Source organism: Parapedobacter luteus (genome assembly GCF_900168055.1).
GTDB lineage: Bacteria > Bacteroidota > Bacteroidia > Sphingobacteriales > Sphingobacteriaceae > Parapedobacter > Parapedobacter luteus.
On the sequence record NZ_FUYS01000002.1, the window covers coordinates 416686 to 438432 of the forward strand.

Sequence of the window (21747 nt, forward strand, 5' to 3'; positions counted from 1 at the left end):
TTATAAGCTGGAAAAAACTTTATGAGCAGTACTAAAGACAGTGTATTCAGTGAGGTGATCAAAAAGCCTTCAGACTTTAAATTCGGCGCTACGGTGGCTAACGCATTCGACGATATGGTGGAGCGCTCGGTACCCTTTTACAACGAGATCCAGCGGATGATTATTGAACAAGCCAGTGATTTCGCCGTACCGGGCACCAACGTCTACGATTTGGGCTGCTCCACGGGTACGACTTTCCTCAACCTGGACCCCTACGTGGATAGTACCGTCCGTTTCATCGGGGTGGATGACTCGACAGACATGCTCGCAAAGTGCGCCGAAAAACTTGAGCAAGCAAACCTTACGCGGGACTATGCGTTGAAGCATGCCGACCTTCATCAAGACTTCCACATCGAAAATGCTTCGGTCGTCATACTTTGTCTTACCTTGCAGTTTGTACGGCCGATATACCGAGAAAAGTTGATCCGTAAGATTTACGAAGGCCTTACTTCGGGGGGCGTGCTGCTGATAGCCGAAAAGATATTGGCGGAAGACAGCCTGTTCAACCGCAATTTTATCACCTATTATTATGACTATAAGCGCCGCAATCAGTATAGCGAGCTTGAAATTGCCCAGAAAAGGGAAGCGTTAGAAAATGTGTTGATTCCATACAAGCTCAGCGAAAACATGAAAATGCTGATGGAGGCCGGTTTCGGCCACACCGAAGTGTTTTTCAAGTGGTATAACTTTTCGGGATTCATCGCCATTAAAAACTAGCTATTTATGGTGCGCATTGGCAATTTTTTCTTTAGGTACCGCAATTACCTGTTCATCTTCCTTTACCTCGCCCTGTTTATCCCGTCGCCACCGCTATTCAGCGAGCGGGATTTCGGCCCCGATTTTTACTGGTACCCCTTGATCATCGGGCTGGCGATTACCGTTATCGGACAGCTCATCCGGGGCATGACGATTTCGCTGGCATATATCGTACGTGGGGGCAAAGACAAAAAAGTGTATGCCGACCGGTTGGTAACCAATGGCATCTTTGCTCATTGCCGCAATCCGCTGTACGTGGGCAACATCCTGATGTTGCTTGGTGTGGGCATTCTTGTCAATTCACTGTTGTACCTTTTGTTTTTTATTCCGCTTTTTTTATTTATCTATCAAGCCATTGTGCTGGCAGAAGAAAAGTTTTTGCGGCGTAAATTCGGCGTTGAGTTCGAGGCCTATGCCCAAAACGTGCATCGCTGGCTGATCAATCCGGTAGGGCTTGCCAAAACCATCTCCGGCATGCATTTTTTATGGCGGAGATGGCTCATCAAGGAATACAATACGCAGGTGGTCTGGCTCGTAGGCATAGCGCTGATCCTTTTTTTCAAGTACACCCACTGGCGTTGGGATGCCGCCACGCGCAATGGGTGGTTCATTGTAGTGCTGCTGACGCTGGCGGTCTACTACCTGACCGTGCGCTACCTGAAAAAATCCGGCAAGTGGGCGGTTGCTGCTTAGCCCCTTAGTTCCTGCCGTTGGCCGGTTGCACACGCGGCATAGATGGCGTCCATGATTTTCAGGTCTTTCAAACCTTCCTCGCCATCCACCGGCACGACCGGTTTGTTGTTATCGAGGATAATGCCCGCCATCTCGTCCATTTGCAAGGTCTGGTGCGTCACATGAGGTTGGGTAAGCTCGCCCTTGTTTGTGCGGCCCTTAATGGGGCCGTATCCGGTTGAGGGCTGCAGCTCGGCAAAGCCCTTTTCGCCGTTGAGGAAAAAGCGGTCGAGGTAATTCATGTTGTATGTAGACAAGCATGACGCCACTGCGCCGCTGGGGAAGCCCAGCTGGAACTGGATGGTTTCGTCCACCCCCTCCTTGAATTTGGCGGTATCGGTTTTGGTTTCCTGTGCGGTGACCCACACCGGCTCTTCGCCCACCATGTAGCGGGCACCGTTTACGGCGTAAATACCGATGTCCATCAGCGAACCACCTCCAGCCAATGCTTTGTCGAGCCTCCATTGGTTCGGGTCGCCGATGCGAAAACCGCACTGGCCCTGAAAGAACATGATTTTCCCCAATTCGCCCGCCTGCCGCATCCGGACCACCTCGAGTGTTTTCGGTTCGAAATGCATGCGGTAGCCTACCAGGAGTTTGACGCCGGCGTTAGCACAGGCATCCACCATTTCCTGGCCTTCTTTAGCGTTTAGCGCCATAGGCTTTTCACAGATGGCATGTTTCCCCGCTTTCGCCACGCGGATGACCTGGTCATGGTGCAGTGCGTTGGGCGTGATTACATACACCGCGTCGATGTCGGGGTTGTCCTTGATGTTATCAAAATTTTCATAGTTATAACGGCTTTTTTCCGGTACCTGGTACTTAGCGCCCCACTCCTGGAGCTTACCAGGCGTGCCGCTTATCAAGCCGGTTATTTTTGCCCGTTTGCAGGATTGCATGGCCTCTGCCACACGAGAAGCGTATCCCCCGAGGCCCATCAGTGCCACCCGCAGTACGGGGCCTTGGCTGACGGGTAGGCGAAAGTCGGCATGGCCGAATGCATCGTATGACGACAAGAAAGGCATAGCTAAGGCTGAAGCAGCCAATTTTTGCAGGAAATCACGGCGTGAATTCATCATCGTATTTGTTTTATGGTTTTGTAATTTGATAAGGTAACAATACCGTAATCAGTTAGTTTGTCTTTAAGTTACATAGCAAACTTAATTAAATTGCCGCTAATATCCAAAGCGGCAAAATGACCCGCAGGGTCCCTGCGATTATCGTTGCATATCAAAGCAACTTTACCTAAGTTTGTAATACGTCGAGTTGGTTTCCCGGAACAACATTAACTTTTCATCATGATGAACCCAAAACAACTGGTATTCGAGCAGACCTATGAAGCCCCCATTGAGCGGGTATGGCGGGCACTGACTGATAAGGAGCAACTGAGCGCATGGTATTTCGATATAGCCGGTTTCAAGGCCGAGCTGGGATTTGCATTTACCTTCATCGGGAGCAAAGGGCATGAACAGTATGTCCACCAGTGCCGGATTATCGAGGTAGATCCACCAAACAAACTATCTTACACCTGGGCCTATGAAGGGTATCCAGGCGAATCCATTGTCACCTTCGAGCTCGAATCCCCGGCGGAGGGACACACCAAGCTGGTATTGACGCATCACGGTATCGACACCTTCCCGGCAGAAGATGATGCCTTTTCGCCAGCAAACTTTAGTGAAGGCTGGACGTTTATTTTAAGCGAATCGCTCCGCAATTTTGTACAGGCCACGCCTTTTTCATTAGGTGCAATGATTCAGGCAGATAGAGCAACTGTATGGCAGCTGATCCAACACCCCAACCGGCAATGGGGCGATGCTTTCGGCGGCGGGGCATTAGTGAATGACACTGACTGGCAGGTCGGTTCGCCCGTGATCTGGACAGACCTGGAAGGCCGCATCGGTGCCCGGGGGGTTGTCACCGCCCGGCAGGAGCAAGACACGCTGGAAGTAACGTTTTACGATGATATCGACCCCGTTCCCGGCGCGCCGTTGGGCGACTACATCGAGCGCTTCAGGCTTTCAGCAAACAGCGATGGTCAAACTGGGCTTACCGTTGAGATAGCTGGACTGCCCAATACCTATATTCCCTCGCACAAAGAAATGTGGGAAAAAGCGTTGCAGCTAATCAAAACAACAGCAGAGCGAAAATCGGCCGACGGGCCGGCACAAACGAAGTAAACGGGCCGTCAGCAATCAAACCACAGCAGCATGAATGCAATAATCGATGCGGTCTTAGCATTCGCAACGAACGCCCACGAAGGGCAAACGCGTAAGTACACCCCAGAACCCTACATTTCACATCCCATCCGTGTGATGGAGCGCTGCAAACTTCATACAGACCGTGCCGCTATCCATGCCGCGGCTTTGTTGCACGATGTGTTGGAAGATACCGCGGTGGATGCAGCGCAGCTCTCCAAGTTTCTCCATGGCCTTATGCCCGAAAGCATGGCCCGGGAGACGATGACCTATGTCGTGGAGCTGACTGATGTTTATATCAAAAAGGACTACCCGCAATTCAACCGCAAAACGCGTAAACAGCTGGAGCTTGATCGGCTGGCCAATATTTCGCCAAATGCACAGACGATCAAATACGCCGACATCATTGACAACGCATCCGAAATCGCCGTGCACGATCCGGATTTCGCCCGCGTGTTGCTTTCGGAGTATCGCCAGGTACTCAAGCGCCTGGTCGAGGGCGATAGCGCGTTGTACCGGCAGGCGGTAAAGGCAGCATCGTCTTTATCGTAAAGGTTTTGATGGATGGTGGCGGTAATAAGTTATTTTAGATAAAAACATCGCAGCCATCTTTTCCGCGCGCCATTTAACCTCTTCCGCTTTTTCACCCTCAAAAAGGCTATCCACCGTATCGCGCCACAGTCCCAGCCAGGTGTTGAAGTGTGCTTCTTCAATAGGTAGAGGAGCATGCGGCGGAAACGGGCTGCCACCATACGTATGTTCACCCAGTAGAACGGTTTGCCAGAAACGGTACATCTTGTCCAAATGTTCCGGCCAGCGGTCCTGGATGGCGTTGTTGAAGACCGGGCCGATAAGTGCATTGTGCCTTACCATTCCGTAAAACGTATCGACAAGCAGCCGAATGTCTGCGATTGTTTCAATATCTTTCCTATTGCCCATTTGCCAGGTAAATATAACACATTTTACGGAGATTTCCTTATGCGGGCGTTCGTTGTTTCATCGGTGGCGCTATTGGACATCCAAATTCAATTCGACCGGCTTTAACCACGGACTGGAAAGCCTTACGGTCACCGTGCCCGGTTCGCGGGTGGTTTCGATATATGCCAGCAACCGGCCATGGTAAGCGTTGTGGACATTATCGGTATAATCACTCATGTCGGAGTTGTTGCTGCCTTCCAGCCCCAGCAGTCTTGCGGGGCCTTCTATTTCCACGGTGATTTTGTCGTCCGAAATCATCACCGGTATTCCGTTTTCGTCGGTTACGCCGATGGTTATGTGTGCGACATCCCGATCCGCGCTTAACACCGAGCGATCGGCACTTGCCGTAAGCTGGTATGGGCGGTTTGACGTATGGATGGCATAGCGAGCAGCTTCGGCGCCTTCATTTAAGCCTATGGCTTCCAGCTTGCCGGCGCGGTAGGGGATGTCCCAATAATATACGCCGGTTTCCTCATCAAAGCTGGGCGGCGTACCCAGCTGCGTACCGTTTAGCACCAGCTGCACATCAGCACAGTTGGTGTAGCTGACCACCCTTACTGTATCGCCTTCGGCATAGTTCCATATCGGCCATGCATCTATTGACGTCTGCTGCCGTCCGCGGTGGCGGAGTGGGTAGGTGCCGATATACACCATGGGGTCTTCGGCCCATAGCGACTGCCGGTAGTAGCCCCTCGGCTTGATAAACCCGCCAAAGTCGAGCAATCCGGAATAAAATCCCCGAGACGGCCATCTTCCTGACTCGCCGAGGTAGTCAATACCGGTCCACAGAAACTGGCCGAATATATAGTCGTTGTCACGCACAGCTTTCCACGCATTTAAATCATGCCTGTTTTCGCTGCCGTAAATGATGCGTTCGGGGTACGTGCGGTGGTCCTCTTCATAGCGGTTTTCTGTATAATTATAGCCCGCCACATCCAACGCATCCGGGTAACCGGTATAATTTGACATCACCACGCCTGCCAGGGCAGCAGTGACGGGCCGTGACGTGTCGTGCTCCTTGACCACCGTTACCAATCGCTTGGCAATATCGCCCAGTTCCATGGCATCGGGCCGGTCCGGCTGATAGCCGCCATAAACCTTCTGTCCGATAGTAGCGCCGTCAAGTACAGGGTGCGAATACGGGTCGTTGGGGTAATCGACCTCATTGCCGATACTCCACAGGATGATGGAAGGGTGGTTTTTGTCACGCAGCACCATGTCGCGCAGGTCGGTTTCTCCCCATTCTTCGAAATTCGGCGCATACCCATCGAAGCCGGGCGTACCGACGTTCCAGCCCTCAATCCATTTCCGCTTTGGATGCCTCCATTCATCAAATGCTTCGTCCATGACCAGTAATCCGAGCTCATCACAGAGGTCATATACATCCGGCGCTTGTGGGTTGTGGCTCATCCGGACGGCGTTGCAGCCAAGCATTTTGAGGTTTTTCAGCCGCCGTTGCCACACTTGCCGGGGGACGGCCGCACCAAGAACGCCAGCATCGTGGTGTATGCAGACCCCCTTTAACTTCATCCACTCGCCGTTGAGTGCAAACCCCTTGTTGGCGTCAAACGTCAAGGTACGGATACCGACCGTGGTGGCCATTTCGTCGATCGTATTTCCCTGTCGGACAATGGTGGTTTGCAGGGTATACAGGTTGGGGTTATCCACAGACCATAGGCTTGGAGACGGCACGCGCATTTCCTGTGCAATAGCTGCTACACTTTTTGCGGCGACCTGCTGCCGTTTTTGCACCTTTGCCACCGGCTTGCTGCTGCCTCGTTGGAATAATTCCTGTACGACGGTCACTTCCGCCGGCGCGTCGGTTGTGTTTTTCACCTTAGCTTCTACATCCAGCAAAGCCATATCCGTTTTGACATCTTTCGCAGCATAGCTTATCCCCCAAAGGTCGATATGCACTGGATTGGCATACGTCACGTATACATTCCGATAAATCCCCGAGCCGGTATACCAGCGCGAATCGGCATACCGGCTATGATCGACCTTCACCGCAATCGTGTTTTCCGTTCCAAAGTCGACATACGGCGTAAGGTCATATTGGAAAGACACATATCCATTGGGCCGTTTGCCCACAAGGTGTCCGTTTACAAAGACTTCACTGTTGTTGTATACCCCTTCGAAATAAATATACACCTGCTTACCTTCTTTATCAGCGGGTATATGGAGCTGTTTCATGTACCAGCCGATACCTCCGGGCAGGTACCCGGTAGCGCTGGCCAGCGTGGGGCTCAGCGGAGCTTCCACGCTCCAATCGTGCGGCAGATTTACCGGTCGCCAATTGTCATCATCCCATTTGGCTGCAGCACCGCTATCGAGGTCGCCTTGGTGGAATTTCCAATCGTCATTCAAGCGTACCGATTGGTTTGACAGCTGCGCGCAAAGAGCGGCAGGCAGAAGCAGCGAAAGCGCAAGTGTGCTGAGCGAAAAAAGGTGTTTTATTTGCATGATTGAGTATTGTAAGTACTAAGAAGATGTTGCTTGTTTTTAATAGCCGTTTTTGTGTGATTTAGTAATCCGGATTTTGTTCCAGTAGGTTATTTGAAGCCAATATTTCCTCCCTTGGTATAGGCAGCCAATAGTGCTTTTTCATAAAGCTCCTGCCATCCAGGGCAATCTTACGCTGATAGCTGAAGGTATCGCCGTTCCGCGTTATCTCTATACCGTATGCCGGTTCATTTTCCGTCTGCTCGGCAATCAGCCACCGTCTAACGTCATAAAACCGGTGTTCCTCGAAGGCCAGCTCAACCTGCCGCTCATTGCGTACCAAGGCACGGAATTGATCCGGACCCAACCCGGTAGGCACGTCCGGCATTGCCACGCCGGCGCGCGAGCGGATAAGGTTTACGGCCTCCCTGGCCGATAGCGTTGCTCCAGCAGGGACGGCATCGGGCCCCACCAATTCGTTTGCCGCTTCGGCAAAGTTTAGCAGGATTTCGGCATACCTGAAGTAAATCCAAGGTTGAAGTCCCGCAATATTCCAGGGGTTATTGATGGGCATATCTTCATCCGTAAATTTCATCAGGTAATAGCCCGTCCGGCTGGTATTCCAGTTGGAGGGGCCATCGCGGCTATCGCGGCCGCCGGGCACAAAAGTTTCCACATTGCGGCCACGGTAAGGAGCACCGTTGTAGAGAATGGTTTGATAGAAGCGCGGATCGCGATTGAGGTAAGGCTGCTGTGGGTCATACCCAGACCCGGCCTCGTCAATCGCCATGCCGTTAGCCATGCGGTAAGCATCCACCAAATTCTGCAAGGGTACATTCCCGCCCCAGCCATCGTAGCCGTTTGGTCCATTGGCGATTTCCATGGGCACATGGCGCGCACCGACGGTATAGTAGCGGGCAAAGATGATTTCATTGTCCGTAGAAGCCTTTTTGAACAGCTCCCGGTAGCCACCCTGAGAAATGCTGTACTTATTCAATGCCATGACCGCGGCGGCAGCATCCACGGCCTGGTCCCAGGTGCCCGTTTGGTAAAGCGGGCTGGCGGCATAGAGCGCCAGTCTCGATTTCAGCGCCAGTGCAGCACCCTTCGTAGCCCGGCCCAGCAGCCAGGCTGAACTGTTATCCTCCGGCAAGCCAGCCGCAGCCTCATCCAACTGCCCCAGCACGTACGACATACAGGAGGCAATGTCCTCCCGTCTAAAAAGCGCCGGATCCGTAAAATCGTCGTTCAATTGGTAGACCTTATCACCGATTAGCGGTACTCCGCCATAGTTCCTGATGAGATCATGGTAGCGGAATGCCCGGATAAATTTAAGCTCAGCCACGAGGAGGTTTTTGCGCGCGGCGCTCATGGGTACCTGCTCGATGTTGGCCAGTGCAAAGTTGCATTCGCGGATACTTCGGTAACTTCGTTTCCAGAGTGTCCCGGCGATGCCTGTATTTTCCGGCGAGAGCTGCCCACGTTGGATCAGCCAGGTATTGTCATCATTATTGTAGACCGATTCATCCGTCAGGGAAGACCACAGGGCATATTCAAATCCCCGGCCAAATCCCGGGGGAGTGCCTTCAGCCTCCTTGTCCGTAAGCCGCACCCCCATATACCGATTGATGACAAATGATTCAAATAGCACTGAGTCTGATAATATCGCAGCATCTGAAACGCGGTCTGTCGGAACCACATCCAAAAAGCCCTTGTTGCAACCGGCGAGCATAGCCAATCCCAGCAGCAGTATGTTATGGAGTTTTTTAAACGTTTTCATAATAATGGTGTATAAGTATTAGATTCAGAAGCCAACATTTACGCCCAGGTTAATGATGCGTTGCTGTGGATAAAACTGTCCGCTTTCGCTGGAGCCTTCCGGATCGAAATCTTTCAGCCCGGTGATCGTAAAGACATTAAACCCATTGGCAAAGACGCGCAGGCGGCCAATGCCAATCCGCTGGACGAGGCTTTGGGGTATCGTATAGCCCAGTTCAATGTTTTTAAGCCTTACAAAAGCGGTGTTGAAGAGCCAAAAGTCATTTCTATACAGCCCCCCGCTGATGGAAGAAGAAGCCCTTTCACTCACCCGGGGATACGTACCCGCCGTATTTGAAGGGCTCCACCGGTTTTCTGCCCAAGTATCGAAATAATTCCCTATCGTGCCCGCCTCAGACAAGATGTACTGTCTGGACTTGCCCTGGCCCGCGAATACCGCTGAAAAGTCGAAGTTCTTATAGCTGGCATTGAGGGTGAGGCCAAACGTAAGTTGGGGGATATTACCCAAATCGGTACGCACCATGTCGTCGGCTGTGATTTGACCGTCGTTATTATAATCCTCAAAAATCAGATCGCCCAGTCCAGCGCCAGGGACGTGGGGGTAGGCGTCCAGATCAGCTTGTGTTCTAAAAATTCCCAGGGTGCGATAGAGTAAGTACGTGTTTAGCGGGCGGCCGGTTTGCCGTTGATATTCGGGGATGCCCGGAGCCTCGTCCATAAACACCACGTTGCTGCGCACCAACGTGGTGTTTGCGGCAATGCCGAAGGTGATATTCCCCTGGCGTTGGTACCCCAAGGTGGCTTCGAAGCCACGATTGTCCACGCGGCCGATGTTTTCAGAAGGAACCAGCGGATTGTTTGTGTCGAAAGGGTTGACAATACCCGTGGTACCTGGGATGGAAGCATTGCGAGGCAGCAGTATATCCGAGCGTTTTTCGTTGAAATAGATAACTTCCAAATCAAAACGATTGAAGAGCCGAGCATTGAAGCCGATGTCGGTTTTCTTGGATACCTCCCAGGTAATCTCCGGGTTGGCCAGCTTCGCGAGGTCCACACCCGCGTAGATGCCACTACCCAGTGTGTAGCTGTTGTTGAAGATGTAGTTATTTATAAACTGATTTGCGCCGACATTATCACCGCCCAGTTCGCCATAGGAAGCACGCAATTTCAATTCATCAATGAACGATACGCTTTGCTTGAACCAATTTTCGTCTGAAATCCGCCATCCGGCAGAAATTCCGGGGAAGTAGCCAAATCGACTGTTTTTCGGAAAGATGGACGACCCATCTACCCGCAGCTGCACTTCAAGCAGATAACGTGTTTTATAATCGTAGTTCGCCCGGCCAATGAAGCTGGTGCGGCTTTCGCGCCAGCTAAGCCCGGCATTGGTGCGATCTTCCAGCGCAGTGCCCCCTTGGGAGAGCTCCGGGGTGAGCGGCGAAGGGAAGTTACGCCGTCCGGCTTCCATGCGGGCAAGTTCACGTTCACTTTGTTCGTAGGCAGCAAACGCCTTGATGTTATGGTCGCCAAATGCCTGTTCATAATTCAGCTTGATATGTGCGGTTGTGAGTGTGGTATTTTCCTGGAACTGTTGAAGCTGAGCGCGGGCTTCGCCCACGGTCCTGGGGTCATACTGGCCTGTGGAAGCATCGTAGCTGTACACGAGGTAAGGGGTTATGAAATTTTTGCCCGATTCCTGGGATTTATCAACCGAAAGGAAGCCATCCACCATCAATCCGTCCAGAAAAGGCAGCTGGTAAGAGGCGCGCAGGATGCCGTTAAATACCAGCTTCGGATTGTCGTTGGTGCCGCCCGCATCGGTGACCATCATCACGGGGTTGTTATTTTCGATTCCGGTGCTGGGCAGTCCATTCGAATAGCGGGCCAGCACCGTTGGATAAGCCCGATAGATGTTGCGAAAGATATCGCCGGCGCCCACCGTCGGAAACCGGCGTTTCTCTTCGCGCCCAGCGACAGACAACCCTGCTTTGAACCGGTCGGTCACATCCATATCAATATTCGAGCGAAAATTATGTTGATTGTATTTTGTGACACCTTCTCTAAAAAGGCCATCCTGCATCAACGTTCCGGCAGAGACGAAATAACGGGTGGTTTCCGTGCCACCGGAGACGGACAGGTTATGCTGGTTTTGGAGTGCCGTAGCGGCGAGCACTTCTTTTTGCCAGTCGGTATTGGGGAAACGGTCCGGATCAGATCCATCCCTGAACTTGCGGATATCCTCCTCGCTATAAAACTGGTTCATTCCGCCACTTGGATTGTTGTAGTAGTCGATTTCATTTCGGATTGTTGCATACGTGGCTGCATCGGCCATGGCAGGTAGCCGTGTTGGCGAGGAGAATCCCTGGTTGAATGAATATGACACGGTTGGTTTGCCCAGGTTTCCCTTTTTGGTAGTCACCAAGATAACGCCGTTAGCGGCGCGGCTGCCGTATACCGCTGCGGCCGCATCCTTCAATACGCTGATGCTTTCGATATCATTGGGATCCAATCGTTCCAGGCCACCTACTTGTCCAGGCACACCATCAACGACGACCAGCACATCCGTATTTCCCGTGGTGGAAATCCCCCGAATCCGGATTTGCGAACCATCGTATCCCGGTTCGCCACCCCGGTTGGTTGCCACCAAACCAGAAAACCTGCCCGCCAGCGAGTTGGAGAGGTTTGGCTGCGGGCTTTTTACCAAGTCGCCGCCCTTTACTTCCGATACCGAGCCTGTGATGGTTGCCTTGCGCTGCGTACCGTATCCCACCACCACGACTTCTTCCAACGCCTGTGGGTCTGCCACCAAGATGATATCCAACGACGTCTGGTCTGGCGTCGTATCGGCACGCGCTTCCTGCGTGATATAGCCGATAAAACTGAATGTCAGCACCGCCTCGCCGGCTGGGAGGACGAGTTGGTAGCGGCCCTCTTCGTTCGTTACCGTGTTGATTCCCGATTGTTTCGCGCTCACGGTCACGCCAGCCATCGGGTTTCCGGCCTCATCCCGTACGGTGCCCGACACCGTGGTTTGCAAACGTTGCGATGCAGAAGGCCGCGAGCCATCCGTTGGCAAAGGCGTTGCGCCAAAGGCCACAAACACATGGAGGATGCATATCCATCCCGTCAGGAGCAAGCACATCGGTCGGTTAAGACTCCCATGGCAGTGCATTGCACATTGTACATCTTTAGTCATAGTTTTACGATTGGTTTATAACTTGATGACAAATGTCAGGCATACACCCATTCAGGAGTGAGGGGTAAAAACAAAAATCGTAGGGGGTAAATTAGATGGATATCAGTTTGCGCGGTGGATTTCGTGGAACGGCTTGCGGTACTTCCTTACAAATTCAGACGGGTTCAGCTTATACAGTTTGACAAACTGTTCCCTAAAATACTTGACGTCTTTCATTCCCACCTTGTAGGCCACTTCATACACGGCATTATCGGTGGTAAGCAGCAGCTGTGCGGCACGATGTAGCCGTACGGTGCGGATTAGGCTGTTGAGTGTCTGCCGGTTAATCTCCTTGATGCGGTTGGAGAGCGTCGCGTAGGTCATTCCGCACCGGTCCGCCAATACATGGACGTTAAAGTCATCATCTTCAAGATGAGCTTCAATAATTGACACACATTTGTCGAGCAGCGTTTTATCTTCGCCAGATAATTTCTGGTGCCCTACGGTATCGGTCAGGCTGTTGAAGAAATACTCCCGTAGGTTTGCTGCCCGTTTGAGGAGGGCCCTCACTTTAGCCAGCAACACATCCTTATCAAACGGCTTAGCTAAAAAATCATCCGCACCATTTTCCATTCCTTCGAGCTGTATCTGTGCACCTTTGGTTGCCGTGATCAGCAAAATCGGGATGTGTTTCCAAGAAACCGTCTGCTTCACCATACGGCAGAAATCGATACCATTGCCATCGGTCAGCATGATATCGCATACGATGATATCCGGCAATTCCGCACCCACGATTTCCAATGCATCGGCTTCATTGTCTGTGAGCCTTACCCCGTAGTCCGCCTCGAACAGCACTTTGAGATAACCCGCAAGCTCGATGTCATCCTCCACAATCAAGATTTTGGTTGGCTTTGGCATCTCCAATATTTTCCGGGCCATATCGTTTCCCGAAACGTTGTTTTCAGGCGGTTTGTCAGCTGCCGGAGGGATGGGGAGGTCCTGAGGCAGCAAGATGGTGAATGTTGTCCCTTGCCCTCGCTCGCTGCGGTAATTGATCTTGCCGCCATGTAGTTCTACGAGCGATTTCACCATCCAAAGTCCAATGCCAAACCCCTTGGGTATGTGACCATCCGATGCCGTTCCCTGGTAGAACTGTTCGAAGAGGCGGGGCCCCACCGAATCCGGAATGCCACACCCCGTATCCGCTACGGCAATTTCCAGCAGCTTATTGTGTATCCGTTTGATGCTCATGCAGACCTCGCCTTGGTCGGTAAACTTGACCGCATTAAACAACAGGTTGAAAACCACGATTTCCAATTTCTCCCTATCAGCTCGGATTAGGAAGTGTTCTTCATCGGCGAGCAGCGTCATGCTAATCTTTTTCCGGTTAGTTTGGTTAGTAAAACAAGCCATGACGTCGTTAGCCAGTTGGACCACATCCAACTCTTCCCACATGACTTTCTCGGTTATCAGATCATCCTTCCGGATGTTCAAGGCTTGGTCGGCCAGGCGCAACAGGCGGGAAGTATTGGCATGCAACGTGTTTACATACGGTTCAAGCTGCGGTGGCGGGCCGCTATTCAGCAGGTCTTTCACCGGATTGAGGATGAGCGTGAGCGAAGAACGAAATTCATGGGAGAGCCGGGTATAGAAATTCATTTTCAGTTCATTCCATTCCTTTTCCTTTTCGCGTTCGATGCGCGAGATAGCCAGTTCGTATTTCAGCCGTTCCTGTTGCCGGCGGTAGCGCAAGTAATAGTAGATCACGGTGCAAGCAGCCAGCAGGTAGCCGAGGTAGGCCCATCCATTTTTATACCAGGGCGGCAGCACGATGACTTTTAAGGTTTTGACACTGCCCTCCAATACGTCGCTTCCACTTTTGATCCCCACGCTGAAGGTATAATGGCCGGGTGGCAGGTAGCGGTAGGTGGCGGGCTGCTGCCCTTTGACGAAATTCCAGTCGGCATCAAGCCCGTCCAGCTTATACGCATAATCAACTTCGTCGGCATAGCCATATTCCAGCGAAGAATAATGAATGGTAAACGTCGATTGGAAGGGCTTTAAGGTCAAGGTAGATGTTTCGTTTAGCGCTTGGGGCAGGATCGGCTGGCCGCAGGGGTCGCCGGCGTCGATCCGTTCGCCGAAGATTTCCAGGGCGGTCAGCATTACCGGTTTTGGGGGCATGCCTGATGTGAGCTTCCGGGGGTTGAAGTAGGTGAGGCCGGCCGTGCCGCCAAAGAAAAGGAGTCCGCGACGAAGACTGAAATGGGCCGATCCCGGATTGAAGATACCCGCTTGGATGCCCGAAGAAGACGAATAATTGGTGATCGCACCCGTACGCTGATCAATCTTCGATAGCCCATTATTGGTACTCACCCAGCATGACGAGTCCAAGTCAAACTTGATGCTGAAGACGGTATTGCTGGCCAGGCCGTTGCGTTCGTTATAATGTTTGATGATCCGATGCGTATGCAGGTCATAGACCAATAACCCCAAACTTTCAGTAGCAATCCAAAGTTTGCCCCCTGTGGCAACATGCAGTGCATAGATTACTTCGTTGGCCAATCCGCCGTCAGCAGGATTGGCCGTAAACGGAATAAATTGCTCCCTTTCCGGATTAAAGTAGGTCATGCCGGCACCATAGGTGCCAATGATGAGGTTGCCTTGAAGATCTTCCGCAATGGCGCGGATATCATTGGATGGGATATCAGAGTTGGTATGGAGGTAGCGGCTGAATTTCCCGGTAGCTTCGTGGAGTCTGTTCAACCCGCCACCGTTGCTGCCGATCCACAGCCGTCGCCTGCTGTCTTCGAAAATGACACGGACATCATCCCCACCCAGTGAGCCCTCTTCATCCGGGCTGAACCGGTACGACTGGAAGTCGCCCGTTGCCTTGCGGTACATTGACAGCCCACCGTTGTATGAGCCAAACCACATCCGATCCCGGTTATCCCGGTAAGCGTAAAGGATAGCGTTATCCATTATGCTTCCGGGCCGGTCATCTGCCAGGTAATGGCCGACAAGCCGATTTGACCCGTCGAGCACGAAAATGCCGTGGCCGTCGGTGCCGACAAACAAGTTGCCTTCTGCATCTTCCGAAAGGCCATAGTAGCGAATGCTGTTTCGCTCGGCGGCCGGTAAGGGACCAACGTGCCGAAGATTCTCAAAGTTGTATTTTGGTCTCGGCAGGAGGAAAACACCGTCGCCTGTCGTCCCAATCCAGAGGTTGCCATCGCGGTCAAAAAAAAGGGACGATACCGAGCGGTTCGTGAGTGCCGCCGGTTGGTTTGGATCCGACACAGCCGGCATACGGCTGAGAACGGTTAGTCCCTGTTTTTGCACGATGCTGAACCGGTATACACCACCATCTTCCAACCCGATATAGATTTCGTGCATATTTCTTGAGACGATAGCCCGAAACCGATTGCTGGGCAGTCCCAGCTCATCAGCGGTAAACCAATGCCGATAGCCCGTTTTCGGGTCTACCAGAAGCAACCCATTATTGGTTGCCACCCATATCCTTTTACCTGCATCCTCATAGATATGGTGTACCCGTGCATAGCTGTTTTCATGCTGTAATTTTTTGAGCGGTTCGTACAGTGAAAGTTCGCCATTGGTCATGTCGAACACTTGCAATCCGGCATCTTGAGTCCCTATCCACACCAGCCCACGGCTATCCTGCAAAATGCGGGTCACCATATTGGACCTCAGGCCAGGAAGGCTTTCCGAGGTATAGCGCTTGAAATCACCACTGAGCGTATTGAATCGGAATAAGCCGAGTCCGTTGGCCGAAATCCACAACTCATTATCTTCCCGCGAGCGGCTTATCGAGCTGACATCGGTTTTATACCGCCCTTTGGATGTGGCCAATAATTGATGGTGTACAAATGATTCGGACGAATTATCGTATTTACTGATTCCATTCCGCGAGGTGACCCACATGTTTCCCTGCCCGTCGGTATGCATTTGCGTTATGTAATTGCCCGCCAACCCATTGATGCGTTGCGTATCGTACTTTATATTGCGGAATGTTTTTCCATCAAACCTGCTCAACCCGTCTTCAGTCGCTATCCAGATGAATCCCGCTTTGTCCTGGGCAAAGCTGTTTACCTTGTCAAAGACCATCCCTTGCTGCGTCGTATAGTGGTGGGGCCTGGATAGCGATAGCTTGGGCACTTCGGCATAAACTCCGAAGCACGAAAACAGCAATAAGCCAGTTATTAAGCCTTTCAAGGTTAGCCGCATACTGGATAAAGATAGGTAAAAATTTTACACGGAAAGACCGGTTGTGAGGATGAAGAACAAATCGTTTTTGCTCGGTTATGATTTTAATTTCGGTTGCTGCCTTTATGTCTCAAAAGGCCGATGAAAGGCCAAAAAGTTTGTTTTCGCTTAGAAACTTTTCTAAGTTTGAAAGGCAAATTGCCTTGGTGCGGCCTCAATGCGTCGCCCAGAATCTGATTTGATCAATTTAATTCCATAAGCATGCATGAAAAGTTAGTCCGTACGTCCAGGCGCCTTCATTGTCCGTTGGATTGGAATTGTAACAAGTAAAGTAAAACTGCATATGCGAGCAAAAATTCCACCCGATATCGTCCTCATAGGCTGTGGCGTACTGATGTGGTTGTCGGCAAGATGCCTGCCTCGGTCCGGTTTGGCTATACCGTATCATACCGTGTTATCGGGGCTGATAGCGCTGTTTGGGCTGGTCATCATAGTTTCGGCCAAAGCCGCTTTGCGCAAGCACCGTACAACGGCGCAGCCTGGGTGGCGCTCGTTGCCCACGGCATCCGTATTGGTGACCACCGGTGTTTATAACCTTTCGAGAAATCCCATTTACCTGGGGATGGCGCTACTGCTCGTTGGATGGGGGGTGGCGCTCGCAAACTTGGCCAGTGCGATAGGCGTGCTTATTTTCGTCGGGTTTATGACCAAGTGCCAGATCATGCCCGAAGAAAAGGTGCTGGGGCAGCGCTTCGGTGACGAATACCGGCAGTATAGCAGCCGTGTGCGGCGCTGGATTTGAATGGCACGACCGCCTAAATCATAGGCGGGCATGCCGATGTTTGCTTACCGGAAGTGTCAAAGGTCAGCAAGCTGCGCCAGGCCATACTTGTACAATAAGCTGATCAATAAGGCCAATCCGAAACTTAGCAGCGTGCCGATCAGTACATACTCGGTCAGCTTTCTGTCTTTAGCCGTTGACAAGTCGCTGAACCTGAAAATAGACTTTGCTGCAATCATAAACCCTATTGCCTGCCATTGGTTCATTAAAATAAAGCAGAAAAGAAAAAGCCGCTCCAGATATCCGATGTATTTGCCTGCGTTGGTGAGTGAATCTTTCTCGGACGGTCCTTTATATTGCAGGATTCCTGCTTGTTTTGATTTTTCCGGCGGGGTTTGCTGGGCTTCGAGCCCCCAGCTTGACAGCGACTGTTTGATAATTATTGAAGATACAAACGTGACGCATATAATTGCCAATGCAAAAAGCAGCGTTTCGTCGGTAAACAGCCCTTGAATAGAAAAGGTAAACGGCTCATAGAGATAGACGGCCAATAATATGAAGATGCCATGTGCCAATTGGTCGAGCCAGAACAATGTCGGTTTGTTTATGCTGCCATCCAGGTGAGTCTTAATCACATCAATAATGAAGTGGCTCGGCAGAACCAATAAAAAGGCTTTCCAATAAAAAAAATCAAATCTCAGCAAAACCAGCATCGTTATGGCATGTACCATGATATGGAGATACAGGTGCCATGATTTGTGCTTTCTTTCCGACTTGCTTTTTGCCCATTTATCGGTTTGTAAGACAAAATCGCCCAAGACATGGGCAAGAAATAATTTTAGGGCCAACGTGATCATACGCTACCAATTTGTTTTCTGTAAAAATGCTCCATACGCATCACGGCATCAAATCCTCCTCTTTTGAGTGCTTCGCTGATACTGCTTTGTGATTTTCCCATTTTGCTTGCAATGCCTTCCTGATTCATTGCGGGGTGTTCGATGGCCATTTTGACGACCTCGGCCACTGTGGGGCTCCAATTGTCTATGGTCAGCGCGGCAAGTGAGAGCATGAGGTTAAGCACTTCGTCCAGCTTTTTGCTGCCGGTAGCAATCCCCATGGTTTGTTTCTTGAGTGCGTCGAAGCATTCACCGGAAAGGATAAACGCACTGCCGGTAGATGATGTGATTTTATTTGCGGTGTGTTCCCCCGAGCCTACGCCCACGGCTATTCTTACGTCAAGGGGAGGCACCTGTTTCATCCCTGCTTTTATGTGGATTGCCACGTTGAGCGCATGCTCCGGAGCAACGCGGATTTGGAAACTATCTCCCCGGAATATTTCCCAGTCAGTCGGTTCCTTGCCATATTGGTTCAAGATACGCGTCAGTACGGGCTGCCATTCGTTGGCAAGTTTTGATCGGGAGCTTACGATGTCTCCTGTTAATACAGCTATCGTTTTCATATTCCGTCTGCTTTAGTCAAATATCGGTTTTATATCCGATAATTGCAAATATCGGCTTTATGTCCGATAAATCAACTTATCGCCCCGATGGCCAATATTGACTTGCGGCTACCATCAATGCATCGTGTTATCAATGCAAATATAATACTAAAATTATTAGTTTTATGGGTTGGGTGGAAAAAAATTTGATAGCGGTGGAGCAGACACTCAATTAAATCCCGCCCTGAATTCCAGCGGGCTTTGGTTGGTCTTCGCTTTAAATAAGCGGCTAAACGACTGCGGCTGTTCAAAGCCAAGTTCGTAGGCGATCTCCGACACCGTCAGTTGGGTGGTCGACAACCTTTCTTTGGCTTTTTCAATCAACTTTTCATGGATGTGCTGCTGGGTAGTCTGTCCCGTCAGCGTCTTGAGCAAGCTTCCCAGGTAGTTGGGCGATACATGCAGTTTTTCCGCAATGTACTGAGCCGTAGGCAGCCCCTTGCCGGTAAGGCCATTGGTGAAATAATCGTGTAATACGTTTTCCAGGCGTTCCAGCAATTGGTGCCCGCTCTTTTTGCGGGTCAAAAACTGCCTTTGGTAAAAGCGCTCACTGTAATTAAACAACAGCGCTATTTGCGTAATGATAATATTCTGGCTGAATGCATCGATATTGGCATGATATTCACGTTCGATATTTTTCAGGATACCGATAATGATCTGCTCTTCCTTTTCAGAAAGAAATAAGGCTTCATTGACCGCATAACCAAAAAAATCATATGCTTTTATCTTTTTGGCCAGAAACGTATTCCATATAAAATCTGGATGAACCAGCAGTAACCACCCACTCGGCCTTATTTCCGGGTTTTCTGTTGAGATGCGTACCACCTGGCCGGGAGCAACGAACGATAAAAGCCCCTCGTCAAAATCGTATTGTTGCTGCCCGTAACGGAATTTTCCCTGTATATTCCGCTTAAGGCCCATCGAATAGAACTGCTGCACCCAGCTGATTTCCTTTTCTTTGGTTTGGTAAGTTACCAGCCCGTAGTCTACCAGGCTGACCAGTGGATGTTCCGGTTTGGGCAATCCACTCATTTGGTGAAATTCGCTCAGTGTTTTGAATGTATGGACGAATGTGTTGTTCATTTGCTCAAATTTAGCTAAAGCTGCTTTGACCTGCAACAATATTGGTCTATCCCCGCTCATCAGCTGCACGTTTGTGACAGCGTTCAAAAAAAATGAGACGGGATACCGAAAACCCGTCTCATTTGTCTTTCCGTGCTTAAAAATCAGTAGATTTACTTAGCTCTTCGTTGTTGCTCAATTCGGCTTCCAGCAGTCCTATTTTGTTGCGGGCCATGCCCAATGAATCGCTTCCCATGAAGAAGTGCAGAGGCGGTTGCTCACTTTCGGCCAATTGGATAAAAGCAAGCGCTGCCTTTTGCGGGTCGCCGGGCTGATTGCCGACAATCTGTGTTTCATGCAAGGCTTCAAGGTCACGGGCTTCTTTATAAGCAGCCAGCGGGTTCGCTGCCAAGCGGAGGGAGCCTTTCAACAAAAAATTGGTCTTGAAATAGCCGGGATAGACAACGGTCGCCTTGATGCCCATGGATTGAGTTTCTGCCGAAAAAGCCTCGGTAAGCCCGGCCACGGCAAACTTAGTGGCGTTGTAGATACCCCATCCGGGAAAGGTGCCTAAAAAGCCAGCAATGGACGAAATGTTGATGACGTGCCCTGACTTCTGGCGGCGCAGATGCGGCACTGCGTGCCGCATGACGTTCAGCAGGCCAAACACGTTGACCTCAAAGTTCATCCGGGCTTCCTCGTCGGTCAGTTCCTCCAGCGTACCGAGCTGGCCATAGCCCGCGTTGTTTACCACCACGTCAATAGAGCCGAATCGTTCTATCGTCCGGGCAATGGCTGTGCTTACACTTTTTTCATCAGCGATGTCCATTTCAATCGGCAGGAAATGGTTGAGCATGCCCACCTCCCTTGCCAGGCCGTCTGCATCTCTTGAGGTCGCCGCTACCGCGTAGCCAGCTTTTAATAATGCCTGTACGAGCGATAGGCCCAGCCCCTTTGAAGCTCCGGTTACAAACCATACTTTTTTCGTGTTCATGTTTTGAGTGTTTATTGTTTACGATTACGCTACAAAATTGGCCATTGGGCCAACTTTGGACGTAACCGAATCAATGGTTGATGTAACAGAAACAACGATATGGTTGTAGCCACTTGGCTGGCATCACCTTACCCGATCCCGCGTTAAGCTGTAATTGTCAAAGTTCGGGTGGTGCCAAAACGCTTCGAGTCCGATTTTTCCAAAGACCTCAAGTTCGTCCGAATACATGGGGTAAAGGCCCGAGATGTTGATCGTATAGTCCGTACCGATGTCAATATCGAGGTAATCTTCCCGGTCTAACGTGCTCGGTGCGAAAACAAAAAAAGCATCCATTGCCGAATCCGGGCTTATCTGCTCGCCAACGTTTATCGTTTGTCCATACGAGAAAGGGCCATTGCCCCTGAGTTGATTGGCGATATACCCGATGATCTGTCCCCACGCTAAATTGGAGGACGCTACCGAAATACAAAGTTCAAGCCTGCCGTGTTTCCAGGCGGGATGATCAACCAAGGACAATCCGTAGGTCAAAGCGGTGATATACCCGCTGTCCGGGATTTCGGGATAGACGATGGATGCTACGCCGGGCAGGCCATCAATGAGGCTCTCGTTTCTGTAAAACAGCGGCTCCCGTTGAAAAATATGGTCCAGGTATTCCAGATACTTTTCTGCTGCCATAAGCTGATATGATTTAAAACAGTATGCCCCTAAAGGTACAATAAAAAAACACGCCCGAGCGAATCCAGCTCATCAACCGCAGCTTCACCCTGTCGTTACGGTTTCCCGTAACGGAGTGCCTTCATCCTTAAGTACCTTTGAAGGCAGGTCAGTACGGAACTGCTACTAACTCACATGGTTATGAAATTTATTTTTTTACAAGCCACACCTTCAGGAGAAATCGTGGCGTTCGTCTTTATTCTTGCCATTTCGATTGCCGTATTTTTTGCGATAAGGGGGATTTTGCTGTGGTATTGGAAAGTTGATACCCTGGTAAAAAACCAGGAAGAAGCAAACCAGATTTTGAGGTCCATTGCGCGGATGCTGGAGTTGAGGGAAGAATCTACTTCCAAGTCAGACTAACGCCAGCTGGAGCCA

17 protein-coding genes are annotated in these 21747 nt (G+C 50.9%); 6 read left to right on the top strand and 11 right to left on the bottom strand.

Features of this window, described 5'->3' with window-relative positions:
* Positions 1-21: 21 nt before the first annotated feature.
* On the top strand, positions 22-756 hold the full coding sequence (cmoA, locus tag B5X72_RS04990; RefSeq protein ID WP_079715726.1) for a carboxy-S-adenosyl-L-methionine synthase CmoA: 735 nt from the start codon (positions 22-24) through the stop codon (positions 754-756).
* A 6-nt stretch (positions 757-762) separates the two neighbouring features.
* Positions 763-1488: a methyltransferase family protein gene (locus tag B5X72_RS04995; protein ID WP_079715727.1), complete on the top strand. Its 726-nt coding sequence runs from the start codon at positions 763-765 to the stop codon at positions 1486-1488.
* On the opposite strand, the gene B5X72_RS05000 is transcribed toward B5X72_RS04995, so the two are convergent.
* Positions 1485-2606 carry a Gfo/Idh/MocA family protein gene (locus tag B5X72_RS05000; RefSeq protein ID WP_233632751.1) on the bottom strand — a complete coding sequence of 374 codons (1122 nt, stop codon included), beginning with the start codon at positions 2604-2606 and terminating at the stop codon, positions 1485-1487. The two genes, B5X72_RS04995 and B5X72_RS05000, sit on opposite strands and share 4 nt — an antisense overlap.
* Positions 2607-2825: 219 nt before the next feature.
* Here B5X72_RS05000 and B5X72_RS05005 point away from each other — a divergent pair, with 219 nt between their 5' ends.
* A complete protein-coding gene (locus tag B5X72_RS05005) occupies positions 2826-3704 on the top strand; it encodes an SRPBCC family protein (protein WP_079715728.1) in 879 nt (292 codons plus the stop codon).
* Between the two features lie 30 nt (positions 3705-3734).
* Positions 3735-4274, top strand: a complete 540-nt coding sequence (locus B5X72_RS05010) for an HD domain-containing protein (protein ID WP_079715729.1) — start codon at positions 3735-3737, stop codon at positions 4272-4274.
* Here the strand turns inward: B5X72_RS05010 and B5X72_RS05015 are convergent.
* The 5 genes from B5X72_RS05015 to B5X72_RS05035 all read right to left on the bottom strand — a co-directional run bounded on the left by B5X72_RS05015 (position 4266) and on the right by B5X72_RS05035 (position 16341).
* Positions 4266-4661, bottom strand: a complete 396-nt coding sequence (locus tag B5X72_RS05015; RefSeq protein WP_079715730.1) for a group III truncated hemoglobin — start codon at positions 4659-4661, stop codon at positions 4266-4268. The genes B5X72_RS05010 and B5X72_RS05015 overlap by 9 nt on opposite strands.
* A gap of 69 nt (positions 4662-4730) precedes the next feature.
* Complete coding sequence (locus B5X72_RS05020; protein ID WP_079715731.1) at positions 4731-7163, bottom strand: glycoside hydrolase family 2 TIM barrel-domain containing protein; 2433 nt, start codon at positions 7161-7163, stop codon at positions 4731-4733.
* Positions 7164-7224: 61 nt separating this feature from the next.
* Positions 7225-8922, bottom strand: a complete 1698-nt coding sequence (locus B5X72_RS05025; RefSeq protein ID WP_079715732.1) for a RagB/SusD family nutrient uptake outer membrane protein — start codon at positions 8920-8922, stop codon at positions 7225-7227.
* Between the two features lie 24 nt (positions 8923-8946).
* Positions 8947-12117, bottom strand: a complete 3171-nt coding sequence (locus B5X72_RS05030; RefSeq protein WP_245826832.1) for a SusC/RagA family TonB-linked outer membrane protein — start codon at positions 12115-12117, stop codon at positions 8947-8949.
* Positions 12118-12219: 102 nt separating this feature from the next.
* Entirely contained in the window at positions 12220-16341 is a 4122-nt protein-coding gene (locus tag B5X72_RS05035; protein WP_079715733.1) for a hybrid sensor histidine kinase/response regulator transcription factor, read from the bottom strand.
* 322 nt (positions 16342-16663) lie between these two features.
* On the opposite strand from B5X72_RS05035, the gene B5X72_RS05040 reads away from it, so the two are divergent.
* Entirely contained in the window at positions 16664-17122 is a 459-nt protein-coding gene (locus B5X72_RS05040) for a methyltransferase family protein (protein ID WP_079715734.1), read from the top strand.
* A gap of 56 nt (positions 17123-17178) precedes the next feature.
* On the opposite strand, the gene B5X72_RS05045 is transcribed toward B5X72_RS05040, so the two are convergent.
* The 5 genes from B5X72_RS05045 to B5X72_RS05065 all read right to left on the bottom strand — a co-directional run bounded on the left by B5X72_RS05045 (position 17179) and on the right by B5X72_RS05065 (position 21330).
* A complete protein-coding gene (locus B5X72_RS05045) occupies positions 17179-17958 on the bottom strand; it encodes a DUF3307 domain-containing protein (RefSeq protein ID WP_079715735.1) in 780 nt (259 codons plus the stop codon).
* Complete coding sequence (locus tag B5X72_RS05050) at positions 17955-18560, bottom strand: SatD family protein (protein ID WP_079715736.1); 606 nt, start codon at positions 18558-18560, stop codon at positions 17955-17957. Before B5X72_RS05050 ends, B5X72_RS05045 begins: the two co-directional genes overlap by 4 nt.
* 207 nt (positions 18561-18767) lie before the next feature.
* On the bottom strand, positions 18768-19682 hold the full coding sequence (locus B5X72_RS05055) for a helix-turn-helix domain-containing protein (RefSeq protein ID WP_079716023.1): 915 nt from the start codon (positions 19680-19682) through the stop codon (positions 18768-18770).
* A gap of 136 nt (positions 19683-19818) precedes the next feature.
* Positions 19819-20655, bottom strand: coding sequence for an SDR family NAD(P)-dependent oxidoreductase (locus B5X72_RS05060; protein WP_079715737.1), 837 nt, complete (start codon positions 20653-20655; stop codon positions 19819-19821).
* A 123-nt stretch (positions 20656-20778) separates the two neighbouring features.
* Positions 20779-21330 (bottom strand): suppressor of fused domain protein, encoded by a 552-nt coding sequence (locus B5X72_RS05065; protein ID WP_079715738.1) that lies wholly within the window; start codon positions 21328-21330, stop codon positions 20779-20781.
* 180 nt (positions 21331-21510) lie between these two features.
* Between B5X72_RS05065 and B5X72_RS05070 the strand changes: the two genes are divergently transcribed.
* Positions 21511-21732, top strand: a complete 222-nt coding sequence (locus tag B5X72_RS05070; RefSeq protein WP_139378539.1) for a hypothetical protein — start codon at positions 21511-21513, stop codon at positions 21730-21732.
* The last annotated feature ends 15 nt before the right edge of the window (positions 21733-21747 follow it).